The 19,807-nt window shown below is 69.4% G+C and carries 19 protein-coding genes; 15 read left to right on the top strand and 4 right to left on the bottom strand.

Going from position 1 to position 19,807, the window contains the following annotated elements; genetic code table 11:
• Window positions 1–2: 2 nt before the first annotated feature.
• Both O9344_RS12805 and soxA read left to right on the top strand, forming a co-directional pair.
• On the top strand, window positions 3–332 hold the full coding sequence (locus tag O9344_RS12805; RefSeq protein WP_298477688.1) for a thiosulfate oxidation carrier complex protein SoxZ: 330 nt from the start codon (window positions 3–5) through the stop codon (window positions 330–332).
• Window positions 329–1,081 (top strand): sulfur oxidation c-type cytochrome SoxA, encoded by a 753-nt coding sequence (gene soxA / locus O9344_RS12800; protein ID WP_298477685.1) that lies wholly within the window; start codon window positions 329–331, stop codon window positions 1,079–1,081. The genes O9344_RS12805 and soxA overlap by 4 nt, the downstream gene beginning before the upstream one ends.
• On the opposite strand, the gene O9344_RS12795 is transcribed toward soxA, so the two are convergent.
• On the bottom strand, window positions 1,078–1,821 hold the full coding sequence (locus tag O9344_RS12795) for a FadR/GntR family transcriptional regulator (protein ID WP_298477682.1): 744 nt from the start codon (window positions 1,819–1,821) through the stop codon (window positions 1,078–1,080). The genes soxA and O9344_RS12795 overlap by 4 nt on opposite strands.
• Window positions 1,822–2,136: 315 nt before the next feature.
• Between O9344_RS12795 and O9344_RS12790 the strand changes: the two genes are divergently transcribed.
• The 13 genes from O9344_RS12790 to O9344_RS12730 all read left to right on the top strand — a co-directional run bounded on the left by O9344_RS12790 (window position 2,137) and on the right by O9344_RS12730 (window position 15,074).
• Window positions 2,137–3,036: a dihydrodipicolinate synthase family protein gene (locus O9344_RS12790; RefSeq protein WP_298477680.1), complete on the top strand. Its 900-nt coding sequence runs from the start codon at window positions 2,137–2,139 to the stop codon at window positions 3,034–3,036.
• 4 nt (window positions 3,037–3,040) lie between these two features.
• Window positions 3,041–3,724 carry an SDR family oxidoreductase gene (locus tag O9344_RS12785; protein WP_298477677.1) on the top strand — a complete coding sequence of 228 codons (684 nt, stop codon included), beginning with the start codon at window positions 3,041–3,043 and terminating at the stop codon, window positions 3,722–3,724.
• Complete coding sequence (locus tag O9344_RS12780) at window positions 3,721–4,869, top strand: four-carbon acid sugar kinase family protein (RefSeq protein WP_298477675.1); 1,149 nt, start codon at window positions 3,721–3,723, stop codon at window positions 4,867–4,869. Before O9344_RS12785 ends, O9344_RS12780 begins: the two co-directional genes overlap by 4 nt.
• Window positions 4,866–5,876 carry a 4-hydroxythreonine-4-phosphate dehydrogenase PdxA gene (gene pdxA / locus O9344_RS12775; RefSeq protein ID WP_298477672.1) on the top strand — a complete coding sequence of 337 codons (1,011 nt, stop codon included), beginning with the start codon at window positions 4,866–4,868 and terminating at the stop codon, window positions 5,874–5,876. The genes O9344_RS12780 and pdxA overlap by 4 nt, the downstream gene beginning before the upstream one ends.
• Before the next feature lie 7 nt (window positions 5,877–5,883).
• Window positions 5,884–7,011, top strand: coding sequence for an iron-containing alcohol dehydrogenase (locus tag O9344_RS12770; RefSeq protein WP_298477669.1), 1,128 nt, complete (start codon window positions 5,884–5,886; stop codon window positions 7,009–7,011).
• A gap of 10 nt (window positions 7,012–7,021) precedes the next feature.
• Window positions 7,022–8,191 carry an exo-alpha-sialidase gene (locus O9344_RS12765; RefSeq protein WP_298477666.1) on the top strand — a complete coding sequence of 390 codons (1,170 nt, stop codon included), beginning with the start codon at window positions 7,022–7,024 and terminating at the stop codon, window positions 8,189–8,191.
• Between the two features lie 63 nt (window positions 8,192–8,254).
• Entirely contained in the window at window positions 8,255–9,250 is a 996-nt protein-coding gene (locus tag O9344_RS12760; protein WP_298477663.1) for a tripartite tricarboxylate transporter substrate binding protein, read from the top strand.
• Window positions 9,251–9,366: 116 nt separating this feature from the next.
• On the top strand, window positions 9,367–10,353 hold the full coding sequence (locus O9344_RS12755; protein ID WP_298477660.1) for a tripartite tricarboxylate transporter substrate binding protein: 987 nt from the start codon (window positions 9,367–9,369) through the stop codon (window positions 10,351–10,353).
• Between the two features lie 127 nt (window positions 10,354–10,480).
• Window positions 10,481–11,623, top strand: a complete 1,143-nt coding sequence (locus O9344_RS12750) for an ABC transporter substrate-binding protein (RefSeq protein WP_298477863.1) — start codon at window positions 10,481–10,483, stop codon at window positions 11,621–11,623.
• Window positions 11,624–11,673: 50 nt separating this feature from the next.
• Window positions 11,674–12,552: a branched-chain amino acid ABC transporter permease gene (locus O9344_RS12745; RefSeq protein WP_298477657.1), complete on the top strand. Its 879-nt coding sequence runs from the start codon at window positions 11,674–11,676 to the stop codon at window positions 12,550–12,552.
• On the top strand, window positions 12,549–13,580 hold the full coding sequence (locus O9344_RS12740; protein WP_298477654.1) for a branched-chain amino acid ABC transporter permease: 1,032 nt from the start codon (window positions 12,549–12,551) through the stop codon (window positions 13,578–13,580). Before O9344_RS12745 ends, O9344_RS12740 begins: the two co-directional genes overlap by 4 nt.
• Entirely contained in the window at window positions 13,577–14,323 is a 747-nt protein-coding gene (locus O9344_RS12735) for an ABC transporter ATP-binding protein (RefSeq protein WP_298477651.1), read from the top strand. The genes O9344_RS12740 and O9344_RS12735 overlap by 4 nt, the downstream gene beginning before the upstream one ends.
• A gap of 10 nt (window positions 14,324–14,333) precedes the next feature.
• A complete protein-coding gene (locus tag O9344_RS12730; protein WP_298477648.1) occupies window positions 14,334–15,074 on the top strand; it encodes an ABC transporter ATP-binding protein in 741 nt (246 codons plus the stop codon).
• Between the two features lie 60 nt (window positions 15,075–15,134).
• Here O9344_RS12730 and O9344_RS12725 read toward each other — a convergent pair whose 3' ends face one another.
• The 3 genes from O9344_RS12725 to O9344_RS12715 all read right to left on the bottom strand — a co-directional run bounded on the left by O9344_RS12725 (window position 15,135) and on the right by O9344_RS12715 (window position 19,807).
• Window positions 15,135–16,112, bottom strand: coding sequence for a tripartite tricarboxylate transporter substrate-binding protein (locus O9344_RS12725; RefSeq protein WP_298477644.1), 978 nt, complete (start codon window positions 16,110–16,112; stop codon window positions 15,135–15,137).
• Between the two features lie 237 nt (window positions 16,113–16,349).
• Window positions 16,350–18,731 (bottom strand): xanthine dehydrogenase family protein molybdopterin-binding subunit, encoded by a 2,382-nt coding sequence (locus O9344_RS12720; protein ID WP_298477641.1) that lies wholly within the window; start codon window positions 18,729–18,731, stop codon window positions 16,350–16,352.
• A complete protein-coding gene (locus tag O9344_RS12715) occupies window positions 18,728–19,807 on the bottom strand; it encodes an ABC transporter ATP-binding protein (protein ID WP_298477638.1) in 1,080 nt (359 codons plus the stop codon). Before O9344_RS12715 ends, O9344_RS12720 begins: the two co-directional genes overlap by 4 nt.

Genomic DNA, 19,807 nt, shown 5'->3' with positions numbered 1-19,807 from the left:
TCATGGCCAGTGCCTCCATTCCCGCCCGCATCACCATGCCCGCCGAGGCCCGCCGCGGCGAGATCATCGAAATCCGTGTCCTCGCGCGCCACGCCATGGACCGTGCCATCGACGCGCCCGGCCTCACCCCCGTGCCGCGCAAGATCATCCACACGCTGCGCGTCACCTATGACGGCGCCGAGATCCTCCACATGGATCTGTCGCCCGGCATCGCCGCCAATCCCTATGTGGCCTTCACCACCGTCGCCACGACCACAGGCGAACTGGTCTTCGAATGGCTCGAGGACGGCGGCGCGGTCTATGAACGCCGGCAAATGCTGACGGTGACATGAGGCACCTCGTCGTCCTCGCAGCGACCCTGATGCTGGGGGCAACCGCCTCGGCCGGCGAGGTCCGCGCTCCGGCAAGCTTCCTCTCGCCCGACCTGCGCGCGCTCCAGGACGACCCCTCGCGCCATCCCGGCTGGCTCTGGGTCGATGGCGGCGAGGCGCTCTGGCGGGAGGCGCCGCGCTCGGGACGGCCCTCCTGCGAGGGCTGCCACGGCCCCATCGACGGGATGCGCGGCGTCGCCGCCCGCTATCCCGCTGTCGCCTCCGACGGCGCGCTCCTGAACCTCGAGGCTCGCATCGAGCGTTGCCGAACCGACAACCAGCAGGCGCCGGCCTTCGGCTACGAGAGCGAGGCCTTGCTGTCGCTCACCGCCGCCATCGCCCTGCGCTCGCGTGGGCTGCCCGTGGCCGTGGAGACCGAGGGCGCGGCGGCGCAGCACCTTGCTGCCGGCAAGCGCTTCTACGAGACGCGGCAGGGCCAGCTGAACCTCTCCTGCGGCCAGTGCCATGATGAGAATGTCGGCCGGAGGCTGCGCGGCGACGTGATCTCCAGTGGCGTCGGCACCGGCTTTCCCGCCTATCGCCTCGAATGGAACACGCTGGGCTCGCTGCACCGCCGGCTCAGGGCCTGTTCCCTCGGCGTCCGCGCAACGCAGCTCCCCTATGGCGCCTATGATTATGTGGCGCTGGAGCTCTATCTCGCCGCCCGTGCCCGGGGCCTGCCCGTCGAGAGCCCCGGGATCCGCCGCTAGAGCGCGAGATCCAGGGCGTGGCCGTCGAAAATGCGGTCGCGCGAACCCTTCAGGTGCAGCGCCATGAGCATCCTGGCGCGCTCCGCGTCACGGGAGCGAATGGCGTCGTGGATCGCCGCGTGCTCGGCATAGACGCCTTCCAGCGACCCCTTCGGCCGGAACAGCGTCGTGCCATGCATCTTCATGCCGACGCTGATGTGGTCCTTCAGCGCCAGCAGGGAGGACACGTGGTAGTGGTTGTTGCTCGCCTCGGCGATGGCGAGGTGGAAGGCGAAATCGGCATCCTCGCGGTGATGCTGCGCCCGCGTCGCGGATTTCATTGCCTCCAGCGCCTCGGCGATGCGGCCGAGGGCTGCCGCATTCCAGCGCAAAGCCGCCCAGTAGGTGTGTTCCGGCTCCAGAGCGAGGCGAAACTCATAGCAGCGCTGGACGTCGGCGATGGTCGAGACCGGAGAAAAGGCGAGATTCGCACCGGGATGGCTCGCTGGCGTCGCCTGGGAGGTCACGAAGGTTCCGGAACCGCGGCGCGAAGCGACGAGGCCCGCCTCGCGCAGCAGGCGCAGCGCCTCCCGCACGATCGGGCGCGACACGACATAGGCCGCCGCGAGGTCGTTCTCACTCGGCAGGCGACCTCCCGCGGGGAATTCGCCGCCGGTAATCCGCGCCTGAAGCCCGGAGAAAACGCGCTCGACCAGCGGGGTGGGAGCAGCGATCTCCGGCGAGACATGAATGTCGGTCATACAGCCCCCACCTGAACAGGCTCGACCCTATCGCAAAGCTGTAAAGTTGTAAAGCTGTCAACGAGCCAGGATTTCTCACAAACGAGAAATTGACACGAATACATTGATATCATTGGATTTTAATGTTGGTCAAACCGAACGATCGCCATGCCAGCCGCGGCGATAAGTTGACACATTGAAACAAGTATGACTTCTACGGGCCTTACAAGCAGAGGCCGGCCGCGCAAGGCCGCGCCAGGGAGCAGCGCCCAGTCCGCGTGACGCCGGCCCCAAGGGTCCGGGCATTGCTGCTCCGCCGCATAGGAGGCGCATGCCATGACCGCCCGGCCCCGGACCACCGGCCCCTTCGTCGCCATCGTGACGCCCTTCGACGCGCAAGAAGCCGTGGCGGAATCCGCGCTGCGCCGGCAGGTGGCCCGCCAGGCAAAAGCCGGCAATGGTGTTTTCTGCGGCGGCACCAATGGCGAGTTCTACACCCTCTCCCTCGCCGAGAAGGTGCGCGTCGCCGAGATCTGCGTCGAGGCGGCCGCGAGCATGACCGGGGTGCTCGCCCATATCGGCGAGATCTCGACGCACCAGACCATCGCGCTCGGCAAGGCGATCCAGGGCCTCGGCGTCAGGGCCGTCTCGGCCATCACGCCCTCCTTCATCGCCTGCTCGCAAGGCGAGCTCGAGGGCCATTACCGCCGCGTCGCGGATGCCCTCGACGTGCCGGTCTACCTCTACAACATCCCCGCGCGCACCGGGAACACGATCGCCCCGGAGACGGCGGCCCGCCTCGCCGACCATCCGAACATCGTCGGCATCAAGGATAGCGAGGGCTCGAAGGCGAGCCTCGACGGTTTCCTCGCCGTCGCCGCTGGCCGTGACGATTTCGATGTGCTGGTCGGGCCGGATTCCCTCGTGCTCCACGGCCTTCAGAACGGCGCGGCGGGGAGCATTTCCGGCCTCGGCAATGTCGCGCCGGAGACTCTCAACGGCATCTGGACGGCTTTCACCAAGGGCGATCATGCCGCCGCCGCCGCCCACCAGGAGCGCTTCAGTGACCTCCGCGCCACGCTCTATGCGCACGGCTTCCCGCCGACCATGGTCAAGTGTGCCCTCCGCGCCGTCATGCCGGATGTCGGCCCGAGCCGTGGCCCGGCACTCGTGACGGCCGAGGTCGAGGCCAAGGTTGCCGAGATCGCCCGCTCCTTCGCCGAAGCCACGGCCTGATCCCATGCCCGGCTCGCGCCACGCCCTCGTCACCGGCACCAGCTCCGGCATCGGCGCGGCGGTCGCGGCGCGCCTGCTCGCTGATGGCTGGACCGTGACGGGTGTCGCCCGACGCCCCGTCACCATGCCCTCGCCGCATTATGCGCATGTCACCTGCGACCTCTCGGATGCCGTGGCCCGGCGCGACCTCATCGCCAAACTCCCGGCCGCCACCGCCTTCGTCCATGCCGCCGGCATCCTCGCAACCGGCGGGCTCGAGGCGCTCGATCCCGGGCGCGGCCGCGCCATGTGGGACCTCCACGTCGCCGCGGCGGAAGAGATTGCCGGCGCCCTCGCTCCCGGCATGACTGCCGGCGGACGCATCGTCCTAATCGGCAGCCGCACGTGGACCGGCTCGCCGCAGCGCAGCCAGTATGCCGCGACAAAGGCAGCCCTCGTCGCCATGGCGCGATCCTGGGCCGCCGAACTGGTCGCGCGCGGCATCACCGTGAACGTCGTCGCACCCGCCGCGACCGAGACGCCCATGCTCGGCGATCCCGGCCGCAGCGGCGTGCCGCCACGCGTGCCGCCGATGGGCCGCCTGATCCGCCCGGACGAGGTCGCCGCCGCGGTGACCTTCCTCATGTCGCGGGAGGCCGACGCCATCACCGGCCAGGTCCTCACCATCTGCGGCGGAGCCTCGCTGTGACGGCGCTGGCCCGCGAGCCGAGGCGCGCACAAGGCCTCGCCTTCGAGGCGATCCGGATGATCGCCGACGACATGACGGGCGCGCTCGACACGGCCGCCGCCTTCGCCAGCCCCGTGGCGCCGCTGCGCGTCGGCATCGCGGCGCAGGATAGCGGCTCGCTTGTCCTCGATATCGGAACCCGCGAGCGCTCGGCCGCCGAGGCGTGTGCCGCGGCGCGCGCCGCTGCCCCCCTGTTGGCGCCGATTCCCGGCCGCCTGTCATTCTTCAAAGTCGACAGCCTGCTGCGCGGACATGCCTGCGCCGAACTCGCCGCCATCCTCGCCGCAATCCGTTTCGACAACGTCATCATCGCCCCGGCCCTCCCCGAACAGGGCCGCCGCACCCGCTCCGCGCGCCAGGTCTGGATACAGGGCGGGGCCTGGACGCCGACCGGCGAGGACATGGGCGCCGGCCTCACCGCCGCCGGTCATCGGGTGGCCCGCCTTGGCCCCGAGGACCTGCCCACCGACGGCATCAGCCTCTTCGACGCGGAGACGCCGGAGGATCTCGACCGGATCGTTGCAAACGGCTTCGCTCATTCCGGCTCCGTTCTCTGGGTCGGCTCGGCGGGCCTTGCCCGTGCGCTCGCCCGGGCGCTGCGGCCGCCGCCGCCCGCTGCCCTTGCCTGGCAGGGGCCGCTCCTTGGCCTCATCGGCACCGACCATGCCATCACGAGCGCCCAGCTCGACGCCGTGGCGCACCTGTGGCGGACCGCCGCCAATGTCAGCGGAATCGAAGAACTGATGGAACACTCAGGCGCCGCCTTCGTCACCTGCGACCTGCCCAATGGCACCGACCGCACGGCCGCCCGCACCACCATCGCCGACCGGTTCTCTAGCCTTGTCGCCGCCCTGCCCCGCCCCGGCACGCTGCTGGTCAGCGGCGGCGAGACGCTCCGCGCGCTCCTTCCCGCCCTTGGCGTCACGGGCCTCGACGTCCTCGGCGAGCTGCAGCCGGGCATCGCCCTCTCGCGCCTCACCGAAGGGCGCTGGCGCGGCACCGCGGTCATCTCCAAATCCGGCGCCTTTGGCGAGCCCGGCCTCTTCGCCGATCTCGCCGCGCGCGCCTCACCCGCTCCGACATCTGCCGGAAAGTCCTCGTCATGACACCCCATCTCGCCATCACCATGGGCGACCCCGCCGGTATCGGTCCGGAGATCATCGTGCGCGCCGTGCAGCGGCTCAGCCCCCGCCTCGCGGCCGGCGAACTGAAGCTTCTCGTCACCGGCGACGTGCCGGCCTTGCGCAAGGCGGAGGCACTGTTCGGCGCCGCAGCCATTCCCGAAGTGCGCGAGGGCGACACTTGGCCGGCGGCCGCCATCCTCCAGGCGGGCGATCCCGGCGGGCCCATCGTCACCGGCGAGGTGGGCGCCCCCGGTGGCCGCATGGCCTATCTCGCCATCGAGAAGGCGGTCGCGCTCGCCATGGCAGGGCGCATCCAGGGTCTCGTCACCGCGCCGCTCAACAAGGAGGCGCTGAACCTTGCCGGCTATCATTATGCCGGCCACACCGAATTGCTCGCCGAGCTGACGGGCGTGCGCGGGTCGGTGATGATGCTCGCCCATGGCACGATGAACGTCAGCCACGTCACCACCCATGTGGCGCTGGAGGACGTGCCGAAGCGCATCACGCCCGAGCGCATCCGCCGCGTCATCGATCTCACGAATGACGCGATGATGCGCCTCGGCGAGGCGCGCCCGAAGATTGCAGTGGCGGCGCTGAACCCCCATGCCGGCGAAGGCGGCCTCTTCGGCCGGCAGGACATCGACATCTCGATGCCGACCATCGCTGCGGCTGTCGCCGATGGGCTCGACGTTGTCGGCCCGGTCCCCGGCGACACGGTCTTCGTCAAGCTGCGCGCCGGCCAGTACGACGCCGTGGTCGCCATGTATCACGACCAGGGCCATATCCCCGTCAAGCTGCTGGGCTTCAAGGTCAATCCCGAAACCGGCACATGGGAAGGTCTGTCGGGCGTCAACATCACCCTCGGCCTGCCGATCATCCGCACCTCAGTCGACCATGGGACCGCCTTCGACATCGCCGGCAAGGGCGTCGCCTCGGAGACGAGCCTGATCGAGGCCATCGAATATGCCGAACGGCTCGCAGCCGCGTGAGATCCCGATGAACACCTTCGCCACCCCCATCGACCTCGTTCGCCCGGCGCTGATCGCCTTTGGCACCGGCACCGTCGCCCGCCTCGCCCAATGGGCGCGCGAGCAGGGCTATGCGCGGCCCTTCGTTCTCGCCTCCTCCTTCCATGCTCGTCGGCTCGACCTGCTCGGCCTCGGCGATGTCGCCGCTTTCACCGACGTGGTGGCGGAGCCCGACGTGCCGAACTTCGAGGCGGCGCTGGCCTCCGCGACCCGTTACAAGCCCGATCTCGTCATCGGCTTCGGCGGCGGCAGCGTCATGGACGTGGCGAAGCTGGTCGCCGCGCTTCTCGATGGCGGGCAGGCGCTTGCCGACGTGGTCGGCCCGGACAAGGTGACGGGCCGCCGCGTCGGCCTCGCGCAGGTCGCGACCACTGCCGGCACGGGCAGCGAAGTTGGCACCCGCGCCCTCGTCACCGATCCGGTGTCTCGCAACAAATGGGCGGTGCAGAGCCGCCACCTCCTCGCCGACATCGCCATTGTCGACCCGGCGCTGATGGTGACCGTACCGCCGCAGGTGACCGCCGAGACCGGCATCGACGCCATGGCGCATTGCGTCGAGGCTTTCACCAACATCAAGGCCCATCCGATCATCGACGCCTATGCCATCGAGGGTACGCGGCTCGTCGGCCGCTATCTCGCCCGCGCCGTCGCCGATGGCGGCGACCTCGAAGCGCGCGGTGGGATGGCGCTGGCCTCGCTTTATGGCGGCATCTGCCTTGGCCCTGTGAACACAGCCGGCGGCCATGCCATCGCCTATCCGCTCGGCACGCGGCACCACATTGCCCACGGCGCGGCCAATGCGGTGATCTTCCCGCATGTGCTCGCCTACAACGCACCTGCCGTGCCGGCGAAGACGGCGCTGGTGCTGGAGGCGCTCGGCCTGCCGGCTTCCGACGACCCGGCAACCGTGCTGGAGCGCACGAACGGCTTCTGCGCCCGCCTCGGCATCGAGATGCGCATGGGACCGCGCGGCGTGCCGCAGGACGACCTGCCGGCCATGGCCGATGAGGCCTTCGCCATCAAGCGGCTGATCGACAACAACCCGCGGCCGCTCTCCAGCGAGGCCATCCTCGCCATGTACCGCGCAGCCTTCTGAGTAGCCGCCAATGACCAGCGACACAGCGACCCTCGTCCTCGACGGTATTCTCAAGCCCCGGGACGGCCTTGCCGGCCAGTCCGAGGCCTTCATCCCTTCGCCCTCCCCCCAGAACCATGCAGCAAACCTGCTCACCCTGGCGGACGGCTCGCTCGCCTGCGTCTGGTTCGGCGGGACCCAGGAAGGCATGGCCGACATTTCCGTCCACATGGCGCGCCTGGAGCCCGGCGCTGCGCGCTGGAGCGAGGCGGTAAAGCTCGCCGACGATGCGACGCGCTCGGAGCAGAACCCGATCCTGTTCCAGGCAGGCCCCGGCGACCTGTGGCTGCTCTATACCTCCCAGCGCTCCGGCAACCAGGACACGGCCGTGGTCCGCCGCCGCCGGTCACGCGATGACGGGTGGAGCTGGTCGGCGCCTGAGACCCTGATCGGCGATACCGGCACCTTCGTGCGCCAGCCGCCGCTCCGCCGTCCCGATGGCGCGATCCTCCTGCCGACATTCCTCTGCCGCACCGTGCCGGGCGTCCGATGGGTCGGCGACGACGATGTCAGCGCCGTGCGCATCTCCCGCGACGAAGGCGCGACCTGGGCAAGCGTCGCGGTGCCGGGAAGCCTCGGCTGTGTCCATATGAGCATCGTCGAGGCCGGGAACGGCGAGTTCCTCGCCCTCTATCGATCGCGCTGGGCGGATTTCATCCACGCCTCGCGCTCGACCGACGGCGGAGCGACCTGGTCCGCGCCGGTGCCGACCGAGTTGCCCAACAACAATTCCTCGATCCAAGCGACCCGCCTCGCCGATGGCCGGATCGCGCTTGTCTACAACCATTCGAGCGCCGCCAATGCCGCGGAGCGCCGCCTGTCGCTCTACGACGAGATCGAGGACGAGGAGGACGGCGCCACGCCGCCCGCCGACCACGTGCCGCCGGCCCGCACCGCCTTCTGGGGCGCGCCGCGGGCCCCGCTCATGCTCGCCATCTCCTCGGACGGCGGGCGGACCTGGCCGGATCGTCGCCTCATCGAGGACGGCGACGGCTATTGCATGACCAACAACTCCACCGACAGGCGCAACCGCGAACTGTCCTATCCCTCCGTCCATCAATCGCCGGACGGAGCCATCCACGTCGCCTTCACCTACCACCGGCAGGCGATCAAGCATGTGCGGCTCGCGCCTCCCGCCTGAAGCGGGATGCGGGCCGCAGCCCATCCAAATCAAGACGCAAGAGAAGCACTGAGGGAGCCCAAAATGACCCTGCGCAGGCGCACATTCCTGATGTCATCCATGGCGGCCATCGCCGCCCCCGCCCTCGTCTCATCGGCCGGCGCCCAATCCGGCTGGCCGCAGCGTGGTCGCACGCTGCGCATGATCGTGCCCTGGCCGGCGGGCGCCGCCAACGACGCCCTCGGCCGGCTCATCGCCGAACGGCTGCAGCAAAAGTTCGGCGTCGCCGCCGTCACCGAGAACCGCGTCGGCGGTGCCGGCCTTCTCGGCACCAAGGCCGTCGTCCAGGCCGACCCGGACGGCTACACGCTGCTCGCCAGCGCCTTCAACACCGCCGTCATGCCACTCGTGCTGAAGGCCGCGGCCGACTTCAATCCGGAGACCGATCTTGAGGTACTCGGCCGCACCGCAGTCGCCCCGCTTGTCTGCGTAATGAGCGCGTCCCTGCCGCAGAAGACGCTGCCCGAGGTTATCGCCGCCGCCAAGGCCGAGCCGTCGAAGTGGAACTTCGCCATTTCCTCGCTCGGCTCGGCCGGCCACCTCGCCACCATCGATTTCCTCCGCCGCGCCGGCGTCAACATCCAGATGGTGCCCTATCGCGGTACCCAGCCGGCGCTGCAGGACATCATGGGCGGCAATGTCCAGTTGCTGATCGATCCGAGCTTCGCCCTCCTGCCAGCCGCTCTCGACGGCAGCCGCGTTCGCGCGCTCGGTATCGCCACCAAGGAGCGCTCGGTGCTGGCGCCGTCCGTGCCCACCATGGCGGAGGCCGGCATGCCCGGCTTTGAGTTCCAGTCCTGGTATGGCATCTGGGCACCGAAGAACCTGCCCGCAGACATCGCCAACGCGATCAGCGGGCTGATCCAGGAAACCATGGCGGATCCGGAAGTCGTCCAGCGCCTGCGCACCACCCTCATCGAGCCGATCTCCGAAAGCCGCGAGGCGACGCGCGCCTTCATCCGCAGCGACATCGTCCGGGCGACGGAATTGCTGAGGCTCGTCGATTTCCAGCCGAGCTGAGGCCCGGCCGCATCGGAACCGACCGACCCGCGATGTCGTGATCGCGGGTCGGCGGCATTTGGCATCGGCCTTGCGGTGAGGGAAGCACGCTTCACTCCCCGACGAGCCCGAGCCCCATGGATCGACGCCTCTTCATCGCCAGTACGGCTAGTTTCGCAGCAGGTTGCCTGTCCGCGGGCAGCATCCCATCCGCCCTGGCCCAGGCTCTGCAGCCGGGCCGGCCCATCAAGCTGGTGGTCCCCTTCCCCGCCGGCGGATCGACCGACGTTATCGGCCGCATCATGGCCGAAGGCCTCGCAACACGGCTGGCGCTGCCTGTCGTCATCGAGAACAAGCCCGGCGCCGGCGGCACCATCGGCGCGACGCAGGTGGCGAAGGCCGCCCCCGACGGCCATGAGCTGCTCATCGCCTCGGTGTCGATCTCAACCAATCACCACATTTTCCGCAACCTCGCCTTCGATCCCGTCAAGGACCTCGCCCCCGTCAGTTTCGTCGCAACCGTGCCCAACGCGCTGCTCGCGGGCCCGCACATGTCCGTCCGCTCGACCGCCGACCTGATCGCCGCCGCCAGGGCGGCGCCGGGAAAGATCACCTATGGTTCCGCCGGCATCGGCACCTCGGCCCATCTGGCCGCCGAACTCTTCTGCCAGATAACCGGCGTGACGATGACCCATGTGCCCTATCGCGGCACTGGACCGGCGCTGAACGACCTCGTCGGCGGCCGGCTCGACGTCATGTTCGACATCCTCACCGCCGCCATCGGCCAGGTGAAGGCGGGGAGCGTTCGCGCTCTTGGTGTCACGACGCTCCAGCGCAATCCGCTCCTGCCCGACCTGCCGCCGGTGGCGGACACGCTGCCGGGCTTCGAGGTGACCACCTGGAACGGCGTCTTCGCGCCGGCGGCAACGCCGCCAGCCGTGGTCGAGCTGCTGTCTGGAGCCAGCGCGGCGGTCATGGACGAGGACGGCGTGAAGAGCCGCCTTGCCGAACTCTCGGTCGAGGCGCGCGGCACGCCGCCGGCGGATCTCGCGGCGCTGCTCGCCGCCGAATCCGAGAAATGGGGCCGGCTCGTGCGCATCGCGAATATCCGCTCGGGCGACTAGGGCGGCTCCATCCACCTTCCCGAACGTGAAAGGCCGTTGCCTCCACCGCATCGGGCTTGCTAAGTCACGGCCAACGATCAACGCCCCGCATGAAGGGCGATCGAGGGAGGATCTGCCGATGACCACAATGTCGCGCGCCCGCGTTCTGGCGCTTGGAGCCGCACTGGCCCTCACTGCGGCGATGCCGGGATCGGCGCAGGAACGCGTCAAGCTCATCAACGTCGTCGAGCTGTCGGGAGCGGGCGCGACCGCCGGCACGCAGTGGCGCAACGGCATCGACCTCGCGGTTGCCGACATCAATGCCCGCGGCGGCATCCTCGGCCGGCAGATCGACATCGTCCACTACGACACCCAGACCAATCCCGGGAACACCCGCGCCGCCGTCCAGCGCGCCATCGACGAGGGCACCTATTCTGTCCTCGGCCCGGTCTTCTCCGGTCCGATCGGCGCCTCGATGCAGATCGCCCAGCGCGCCGAGATCGCCCAGATCGTCGGGGGCGAGGCGGCCGGCCTCACCCGCCAGGGCAACCAGTTCCTGTTCCGAACCTCGCTCAGCCAGGCCGCGGCCATGCCGAAGCTCGCGACCTATCTGAAGGACACGGTGAAGGCGTCCCGCATCGCCGTCGTCTGGGTCAACAACGACTTTGGCAAGGGCGGCCGCGACGCCATGCTGCCCGAATTGCAGCGCCGCGGCATCCAGGTGGCCCTCGACGTCTCCACCGAGCAGGGCCAGGCGGATTTCACCGCCGACGCCATCCGCATCCGCAACGCCAATGTCGACGCGGTCTTCGTCTATCTGAACGAGGACGAGAGCGCCCGCTTCCTGCTCGCCGCCCGCCAGCAGAACGTCAACAAGCCGATGATCGGCGAGACCACCTTGCTCGGCGCCCGCGTCATCCAGCTCGCCGGCGAGGCGGCGAACGGTGCCCGCGGCCATGTCGGCCTGTCGATCGACGCGCCGGTGCCGGCCTTCCAGGATTTCGGCCGCCGCTATCAGGCGCGCTTCAACATCGCCTCGGACCATAACGGCCTCAAGGGCTACATGGCCGTCCACATGATCAAGTGGGCGACCGAGCGCATGGGCCGCTTCGACCGCAAGGGCGTCGCCGACACCCTGCGCGGAGCCACCATCACCCCGCAGATGGAGCCCGGCATCCTCATCACCACGAAGATCGAGGCCAATGGCGACCTCGACCGCGAGAGCTTCCTCGCCGAGGTCGAGAATGGCCAGCAGGTGATCAAGGCCACGCTGCCGATGATCAACCCGTAAGGCGCCAGCGGCACCGGCGCCCCCTCGCATATCCCAGGACGGACGCCGGCATGGCCGAACTCGTCGCCTATATCGTGGCAGGCCTCGCCACCGGCGCCATCTACGCGCTGGCGGCGATCGGCTTCACGCTGGTCTGGCAGACTTCGCAGACGATCAATTTCGCCCAGGGCGAATATGTGATGCTGCCGGCCATCCTCATTCTCGCGGCCGTGGCGTTCCTCGGCCTGCCGGTCTGGGCGGCGGCGATCCTCGGCGCGGCGCTCTTCGTCGTGGTCTTCGGCCTCGGCTTCAAGCTCGCCGTGGTCGACCCGATGATCCGCCACGGCGTACTGCCGCTCGCCATCGCCACCATGGCGCTCGCCATCATCATGAAGGAGAGCGCCAAGGACTTCTTCTCCTCCGAGGCCCAGACCTTCCCCTCACCCTTCCCGGCGGGCGCGGTCGACGTGCTGGGCGTGTCGCTGTCGCTCCAGCACATCGCCATCATCGCCGTGGCCTTCGTCGCGATCGGCGCCCTGCAATGGTTCGTCACCGCGACGCGGACGGGCCGGCAGATGCAGGCGACCGCGCAGAACCCGGGCGTTGCGCTCATTCTCGGCATTCCCGTTGCCCGCATGGTCATGCTGACCTTCGCCATCAACGCAGGCCTCGCCGTGCTGGCCTCGGTGCTGATCTCGCCGATCTATCTCGCCAAGTTCTCCAACGGCGATGTGATCGGTCTCTTCGCCTTCATCGCCGCCATCGTCGGTGGCTTCAACCAGGTGCGCGGGGCGCTTGCCGGCGGCCTCATCGTCGGCGTCGTCGACAGCCTGGCCGCCGCCTACATCTCCTCCTCCTACCGGCTCGCCGTGCCGCTGGTGCTGCTGGTTGTCATCATCCTCGTCAAGCCCGAGGGCCTGTTCGGCCGCCGCGAGGAGCGCCGGGTATGAGCGAGACGGCAGCCTCCCCTGTGCCGGCCAAGGCGTCGGGCCTTGCCGGCGGCCTCCTTGGCCGTCTCGACGGCGTGCTGCTGACGCTGGTCGCCGGCGCGGTGATCCTCTGGTTCCTGCCCGTCGGCATGGGGCGCTACGGCACCTATGTGCTGACCCTCTGGCTGGTCACCGCCATCGCCGTCATGGGGCTGAACCTCACCCTGGGCATCGCCGGCCTGAAATCGCTGGCGCAGGGCGCCTTCATGGGGATCGGCGCCTATATCACCGCCATCCTCGGCACGAAGCTCGGGATCGACTGGTACACCTGCTTCGCGCTGTCGGGGCTCGCCTGCTTCGCCCTCGGCCTGGTCCTCGGCTTTCCGGCGCTCCGGGTGAAGGCGCATTACCTCGCCTTCGTCACGCTCGCCTTCTCGACGCTGGTCTGGCTGGTGCTCCGCAACGAGCAATGGCTCACCGGCGGCACGTTCGGGATTTCCAACATCGCGCGCCCGACCCTGTTCGGGCTGCGCACCGACGGAGCGCTGGCCTTCCACCGCTTCGTTGTCGTGGTGACGCTCATCCTCGCGCTGGCCCTGTGGTGGCTCGTCCGCAGCCCCTGGGGCCGCGCTTTCCTCGCGCTTCGCGAAAACCCGATCCGTGCGGCCTCCCTCGGCATCGACATCCGCGCCTATACGCTCCTCGCCTTCGCCATCGGCTCGGCCTATGGCGGCTTTGCCGGCGCCCTCTATGCCCCGCTCGTCGAGTTCATCGATCCCACGCCCTTCGCCCTCTCGGCCTCCTTCATGCTGCTGCTGATGGTGGTGGCGGGCGGCTCCGGCTACCAGCTCGGCCCCTTCCTCGGGGCGCTGCTCGCCGTGGCGCTGCCCGAATGGCTGCGCTTCACCGGCGGCCTCTACCTCATCGTCTTCGGCATCGTGGTGCTGCTGCTGCTGATCGTCTGCCCGACCGGTATCCTCGGCCTCCTCGACCGCGGCTGGACGGCCTTGAAGGCGCGGTTCGGCGCGTCCGACGGGAGCCGCCCGTGACGCGCCCGGTCCTCGAGGTCTCGGGCCTCGCGAAGCATTTCGGCGGTGTCGTCGCGGTGGATGGCGTCTCCTTCACCGTGAACGAGGGCGAGATCCTCGGCATTATCGGGCCGAATGGCTGCGGCAAGTCCACCCTGTTCAACTGCATCCTGGGCCAGCTCTTGCCCAGTGCCGGCACGGTGCGGCTCGACGGGATGGATGTCACCGGCGCGACGCCCGAGGCGATGAACCGCCAGGGCGTCTCGCGCACCTTCCAGCTGCTCCAGGTCTTCCCCGAACTGACCGTGCGCGAGAACCTGATCCTCGCCGGCCAGGAGCATCGCGGCTCCATGCTCTCGCGCCTCTTCGGTCCCGGGGATGCCGGCCTCACCGCCGAGGCCGACCGCATGGCCGAGGTGTTCCGCCTCGGCCATCTGACAAAAGCCAAGGCCGGCGGCCTGTCCTATGGCCAGCAGAAGCTGCTCGATGCCGCCATGGCCTTCATGGCCGGCCCCCGCCTCGTGCTGCTCGACGAGCCCGCGGGCGGCGTGAACCTCACCATGCTCGCCGATCTCAAGGAGCGGCTACGGGCGATGAATGTCGAGCACGGCGCGACCTTTGTCGTCATCGAGCACAACATGGACTTCGTCATGAGCCTGTGCACCCGCGTCATCGTCATGGTCGAGGGCAAGGTGCTGATGAGCGGCACGCCCGCCGAGGTGCGCGCCGATCCGGCCGTGCTCGACGCCTATCTCGGTCATTGAGGGCGACGCGATGAGCGACACGATCCTCGATCTCGACGGCGTGGTGGGCGGCTATGGCCGCATCACCATCCTCAATGGCTGCTCCTTCCAGGTCCGCCGCGGCACGCTGACGACGATCATCGGCCCGAACGGCGCCGGCAAATCGACCGTTTTCAAGGCCATTTTCGGCCTGATACGCCCGACCGCAGGCCGTATCCGCTTCGCCGGGACCGACATCACCAGCTGGACGCCCCGCCGCCTGATCGAGGCCGGCATCGTCTATGTGCCGCAGGGCCGCAACATCTTCCCCGAACTCTCGGTGCGCCACAATCTGGAGCTCGGCGCGGTCGCGGCCGGCCCCGGCATCACGGATGTTCCCGCACGCATCGAGCGGGCGCTCGACCGCTTTCCCATCCTGCGTCAGAAGGCCGACCAGCAGGCCTCGACACTGTCGGGTGGCCAGCAGAAGCAGCTGGAGATCATGCGCGGGCTGCTGCTGGACCCGAAGCTGATCCTCATCGACGAGCCCTCGATCGGCCTCTCGCCCCTCATGGTGCAGGAGACCTTTGGCATCCTCACCGACCTGCGCGACAAGGGCGTCACCATCCTCATGGTCGAGCAGAACGCCCGCTCGGCGTTGCAGATTTCCGATGAGGCACTGGTGCTGGAGCTCGGCCGCACGCGGATGCAGGGTCCGGCAGCGGAGATCCTCGCCGATCCCCGCGTCGGCCAGCTCTTCCTCGGCGGCGGTCTCGCCGACGACGCAGCCTGAACACGTTGGAGAAGCGGCCCGCGAGAGGATCGGCGACCTGCCGCTCCTCTGCGCCCCGGATCAGAAGCTGAGCCGTGCCTGGCGGATGACCTCGGCCCAGGTTTCGGCCTCGCGCGCCATGAAGGCCGCCGCATCCAGCGTGGGCGATGCCGCAACCGCACCGATCGTCGTCAGCCGGTCGACCAGCGCCGCATCCGCCAGCACCTCGCCCAGCGCCTGCCGCAGCCGGGTCACGACCTCGGCCGGCGTGCGGGCCGGCGTCATCAGCGCGATCCAGGCCGACACGTCGAAGGGCGCGACGCCCTGTTCCTGCACCGTCGGCACGTCCTTGAGCAGCGGCGCCCGCTCGGCCGTGGTCATGCCGAGGGCCCGAAGCTGGCCGCTCTCGATCTGGCCCGCCACCGCCGCAAGCGTCGCGAAGGTCAGGTCCAGCGAGCCGTTGAGCAGGTCAGTGATGGCCGGACCCTCGCCGCGATAGGGCACGTGCTGCATCTTCGCTCCGGTCTTCAGCGCGAAAAGCTCGCCGGCGAGATGAGCGACCGTGCCGACACCGCCGGAGGCGTAGTTCAGCACGCCCCGCGAATGGCTCGCCGGCAGGAGGTCGGCCGTACCCCGCAACGGCGATTGAGGCCGGACCACAGCCACGAAGGGAAGCTTGGCCATGAGCCCCACAGGGACGAGATCGCGCTGCCAGTCATAGGGCAAGGAGGGCCGGACGGCAGCGTTGATGACGAGGGTCGTCGGTGCCGCCAGCAGGGTGTACCCATCGGGCGTCGCCGAGGTCACGGCCTGCGTGCCGAGCACCGTGCCGCCACCGCCGCGATTGTCGACCACCACCCGCTCCTTCAGCGCGCGCCCGATGGCATCGGCGAAGAGCCGGGAGACGGTGTCCACCCCGCCACCCGCAGCGAAGGTCACGACCAGGGTCACGGGACGGCTGGGATAGGCTGGCTGGCCGAAGGCCGGCGCAAGACCGGCGGCGGCAAGGACTGCCGGACCCGCGAGGGCGGCGCGGCGGGTGAACGGGCCAGAGGTCATGGGCGACACCTTCACGGGCATGCAAAACGGATCGGTCGATGGCGAGCCTTATCGCCATGACGCCTCCGCGGAAAGGCCCCCGCATGGCGAAGATCTCCAGGCACTCTCCCCCGCATGGGGGGCGCACGCAGTCCGTTGATGGGCGCGCAAGACACCGCCGGCCTTGTTACCCTCTCCGTGCCGCTCTTCATCACGGGGTAGCAGTCTCGGCGCGTCTCGTGCCCTGTGGAACGCCGGTCAGCGCGACGACGGCGATGGCGCTGGCCAGATCGCCCGCCAGACCGCCTCGGGCGTGAAGGGCTGCTGCGACAGCGATCCATCGACCTTGCCGAGCGCGTCGTTGATGGCATTGGCGAGCGCACCGCTCGCCCCCATCACGCCGCCCTCCGACATGCCCTTCATGCCGCCGGGGGTCAGGCGGTTCGGCCGGTTCACCGCGACGATCTCGATCGGCGGGATGTCGGTGGCCCGCGCCACGGCATAGTCCATCAGCGAGCCGGCGAGCGCCTGCCCATCCGCGTCATAGGCGCAGCGTTCCATGGATGCGCCGGATAGGCCCATGGCGACGGCGCCGTGCACCTGGCCGGCGACGATGGTGGGATTGATCTCGACGCCGCAATCATGCGCCACGAGGTAGCGCAGGACCTTCACCCCCCCCGAGCCCGGGTCGATGTCGACCACACAGGCATGGGTGGCGTTGGCATAGGTCATCGCCGGTGGGTCATAGGCGGCAGTGAGGTGAAGGCCAGGCTCCATGCCCTCCGGCAGCCGCAGCGGATCGAGATGGGCGATGCGGGCGAGGCTGGCGATCGAATGGTCGGTCGAGGTCCAGGCCCCGTCGACGAGGCGGAGGACCCGGCCGTCGGCAATGGCGAGGCTTTCGGCACTGTTGAGGCCAAGGAGATGGGCGGCGAGCTTCAGCAGCTTCTCGCGCATGCGCCGCGTCGCGATGAGCACGACGCCGCCGCCGGCGGCGGCCCCGCGCGCGCCGCGGCTGCCCATGCCATAGGGCGCCTCGTCGGTATTGCCGATCCGGACCGAGATATCCTCGAAACGCGCTCCGAGCCCCTCGGCGGCGCATTGGGCGAGCGTCGTCTCGTAGCCCTGCCCCGATCCCATGATGCCGCAGGAGACCAGCACGGCACCGGAGGGCTCGATGCGCACCGTCGCGGTCTCGTGGCCGGAACCGGCGATCCCCGCATTCTTGTAGAAGGCCGAGCCATAGGTGGTCGGCTCGACGACGGTGCAGAAGCCGATGCCGAGGAGACGCCCGGCGCGGGCCGCACGGGCCTGTTCGGCGCGGCGGGCGCCATAGTCGAGCGCCTTGACCGCCGCTTCCAGCGTCTGCGCTGGCGTGACGTCGACATAGGTCTCGCCGGTGATGGTCGTGAACGGCAGGTCGCCGTCGCGGATCGTGTTGCGGCGACGGACGGTGACGGGGTCGAGATCGAGGGCGCGGGCGATTGCGTCGATCGTGCCGTCCATCACCCAGGAGGCGCTCGCCATGGGGGCGCGCATCGGCCCGGATGGGCATTTGTTGGAGAGATAGACCTTCACGTCATAGGCATAGGCGGGGATGCGGTAGGGCCCCGGGAGGATGAGCGCGACGACGCGTGCCATGTAGTTGGCGGGAAAGAAGCAATAGGCGCCGACATCGGCCTCCATCCAGGCCTCGAGGCCGAGGATCTGGCCCTCGCGGGTGACGGCGGCGCGGGTGACGATGGTCTCCTCGCGCGCGTGAAGCGAGGCGATGAGGTTCTCCCCGCGTGTCTCCTGCCAGCGCACGGGACGGCCAAGAGCGCGGGCCAGGGCGGCGATGGTGAGCTCCTCCCGCAGCAACGCGATCTTCTGGCCGAAGCCGCCGCCCATGTCGGGTGAAATGACGGTGACGGCGCTTTCCGCAAGCCCCAGGCGAGCGGCCAGCGCCGATCGCAGCGGATGCGGCGCCTGGTTGCCGAGCCGCACCGTGAGATGACGCCGCCCCTCGTCCCACTCGGCGACAATGCCCCGCGGCTCCAGCGGCATGTGGGTCTGCCGGCCCTGGGCGAAGCGGCTCTCGACGATGCGATCCGCCTTGGCGAAGGCCGCGCGCAGGTCGCCATTGGCGAAGGTCTGGTGCGAGACGAGATTGGTCGGCAGGCCGGGATCGACCGGCTCGCCCGCCTCCGCCATGCCGGGAGCCGCGGCCCGCGGGCCATAGGTCGCCGCCACCTGCTCAGCCGCATCGACGGCCATGTCCAGCCGCTCGGCAACGACGACCGCCACGAGGTCGCCGACGAAGCGCACCTTGTCGACAGGGAACGGCGGCACGTCGACGGGCTTGAGGCCCTCGATCGGCGGCGCCATCCGCAGCGTCGTGGCATGGCGCGCCACATCGGCGCCCGTCCACACCGCGACGACGCCCTCCATGGCCAGCGCGGCCGTTGCATCGATGGCGCGGATGTCGGCATGGGCATGGGGGCTGCGGACGAAGACCGCGTGGAGCGCCCGCGGCACGGCGATGTCGGCGAGATAGCGCCCCTGGCCCTTCACGAAGCGCTCGTCCTCGCGCCGGGGCACGGCGGCGCCGATGCCCCCGGACGAGCGCGGGCCCGCCGACCCGGACGACGGCGCGCTCATGGCTGCTGCCCGAGCCGCTGCTCGGTGGCGGCGTCGAACAGGTGCAGGCGGGCGGGATCGAAAGCGAGAGCGATGGCCTCGCCGACCGCGACACGCTGGTCCTTCGGGGCGCGGATAATGAGCTCGCTGTCACCGGCGGCGACATGGACATGCTGTTCGGAGCCGAGCGGCGAGATCAGCGCGACCTCGCCGCGGAGCGGCCCGCCCTCGGCGATCACCGCATCCTCCGCCCTGAGCCCGAGAACGACCTTGCGCCCGCCCTGCCCGGCCGCGACGGCTGGATCCACGGGAATGCGGAGGGCACCGCGGGTGAAGGCCGGGCCGCCCGGCCCTTCCGCGATCTCGCCCTCGACGAAGTTCATCTGCGGACTGCCGAGGAACCCGGCGACGAAGCGGTTGGCCGGCCGGTTGTAGATCGCATCCGGAGTGTCGAGCTGCTGCACCACGCCGTCGCGCATCACGGTGATCCGGTCGGCCAGCGTCATGGCCTCGGCCTGGTCGTGGGTGACATAGACGAAGGTGGTGCCCATGGCGATGTGCAGCTTCTTGATCAGCGCCCGCATCGACACGCGCAGCGCCGCGTCGAGGTTGGACAGCGGCTCATCCATGAGGAAGACGGTGGGCTGGCGGACCAGCGCCCGGCCGAGGGCGACACGCTGGCGCTGGCCGCCGGAGAGCTGCTGGGGCTTGCGGTCCAGGAGATGCTCGATCTCCAGCTGGGTCGCGGCCGCCCGCACCTTGGCATCGATGGTCGCCTCGTCGACCTTCCGCAGCCTGAGGCCGAAGGCGATGTTCTCGTAGACGCTCTTCTGCGGGTAGAGCGCATAGGACTGGAAGACCATGGCGATTTCCCGCTGGTGCGGCGGGATGAAGGTCACGCGGCGGTCATCGAACCAGATATCGCCGTCGGAAATCTCCTCGAGCCCTGCGATAATGTTCAGCGTTGTGGTCTTGCCGCAGCCGGAGGGGCCGAGGAACACCATGAATTCGCGGTCGCGGATGTCGAGGTCGAGGCGCTGCAGCGCGGTCACCTGGCCGTAGCGCTTGGTGATGCCGTCGAGGCGGATGCGAGCCAT

It is taken from the genome of Phreatobacter sp. (assembly GCF_027532945.1).
GTDB lineage: Bacteria > Pseudomonadota > Alphaproteobacteria > Rhizobiales > Phreatobacteraceae > Phreatobacter.
This window is presented reverse-complemented; position numbering and strand designations above follow the sequence as displayed.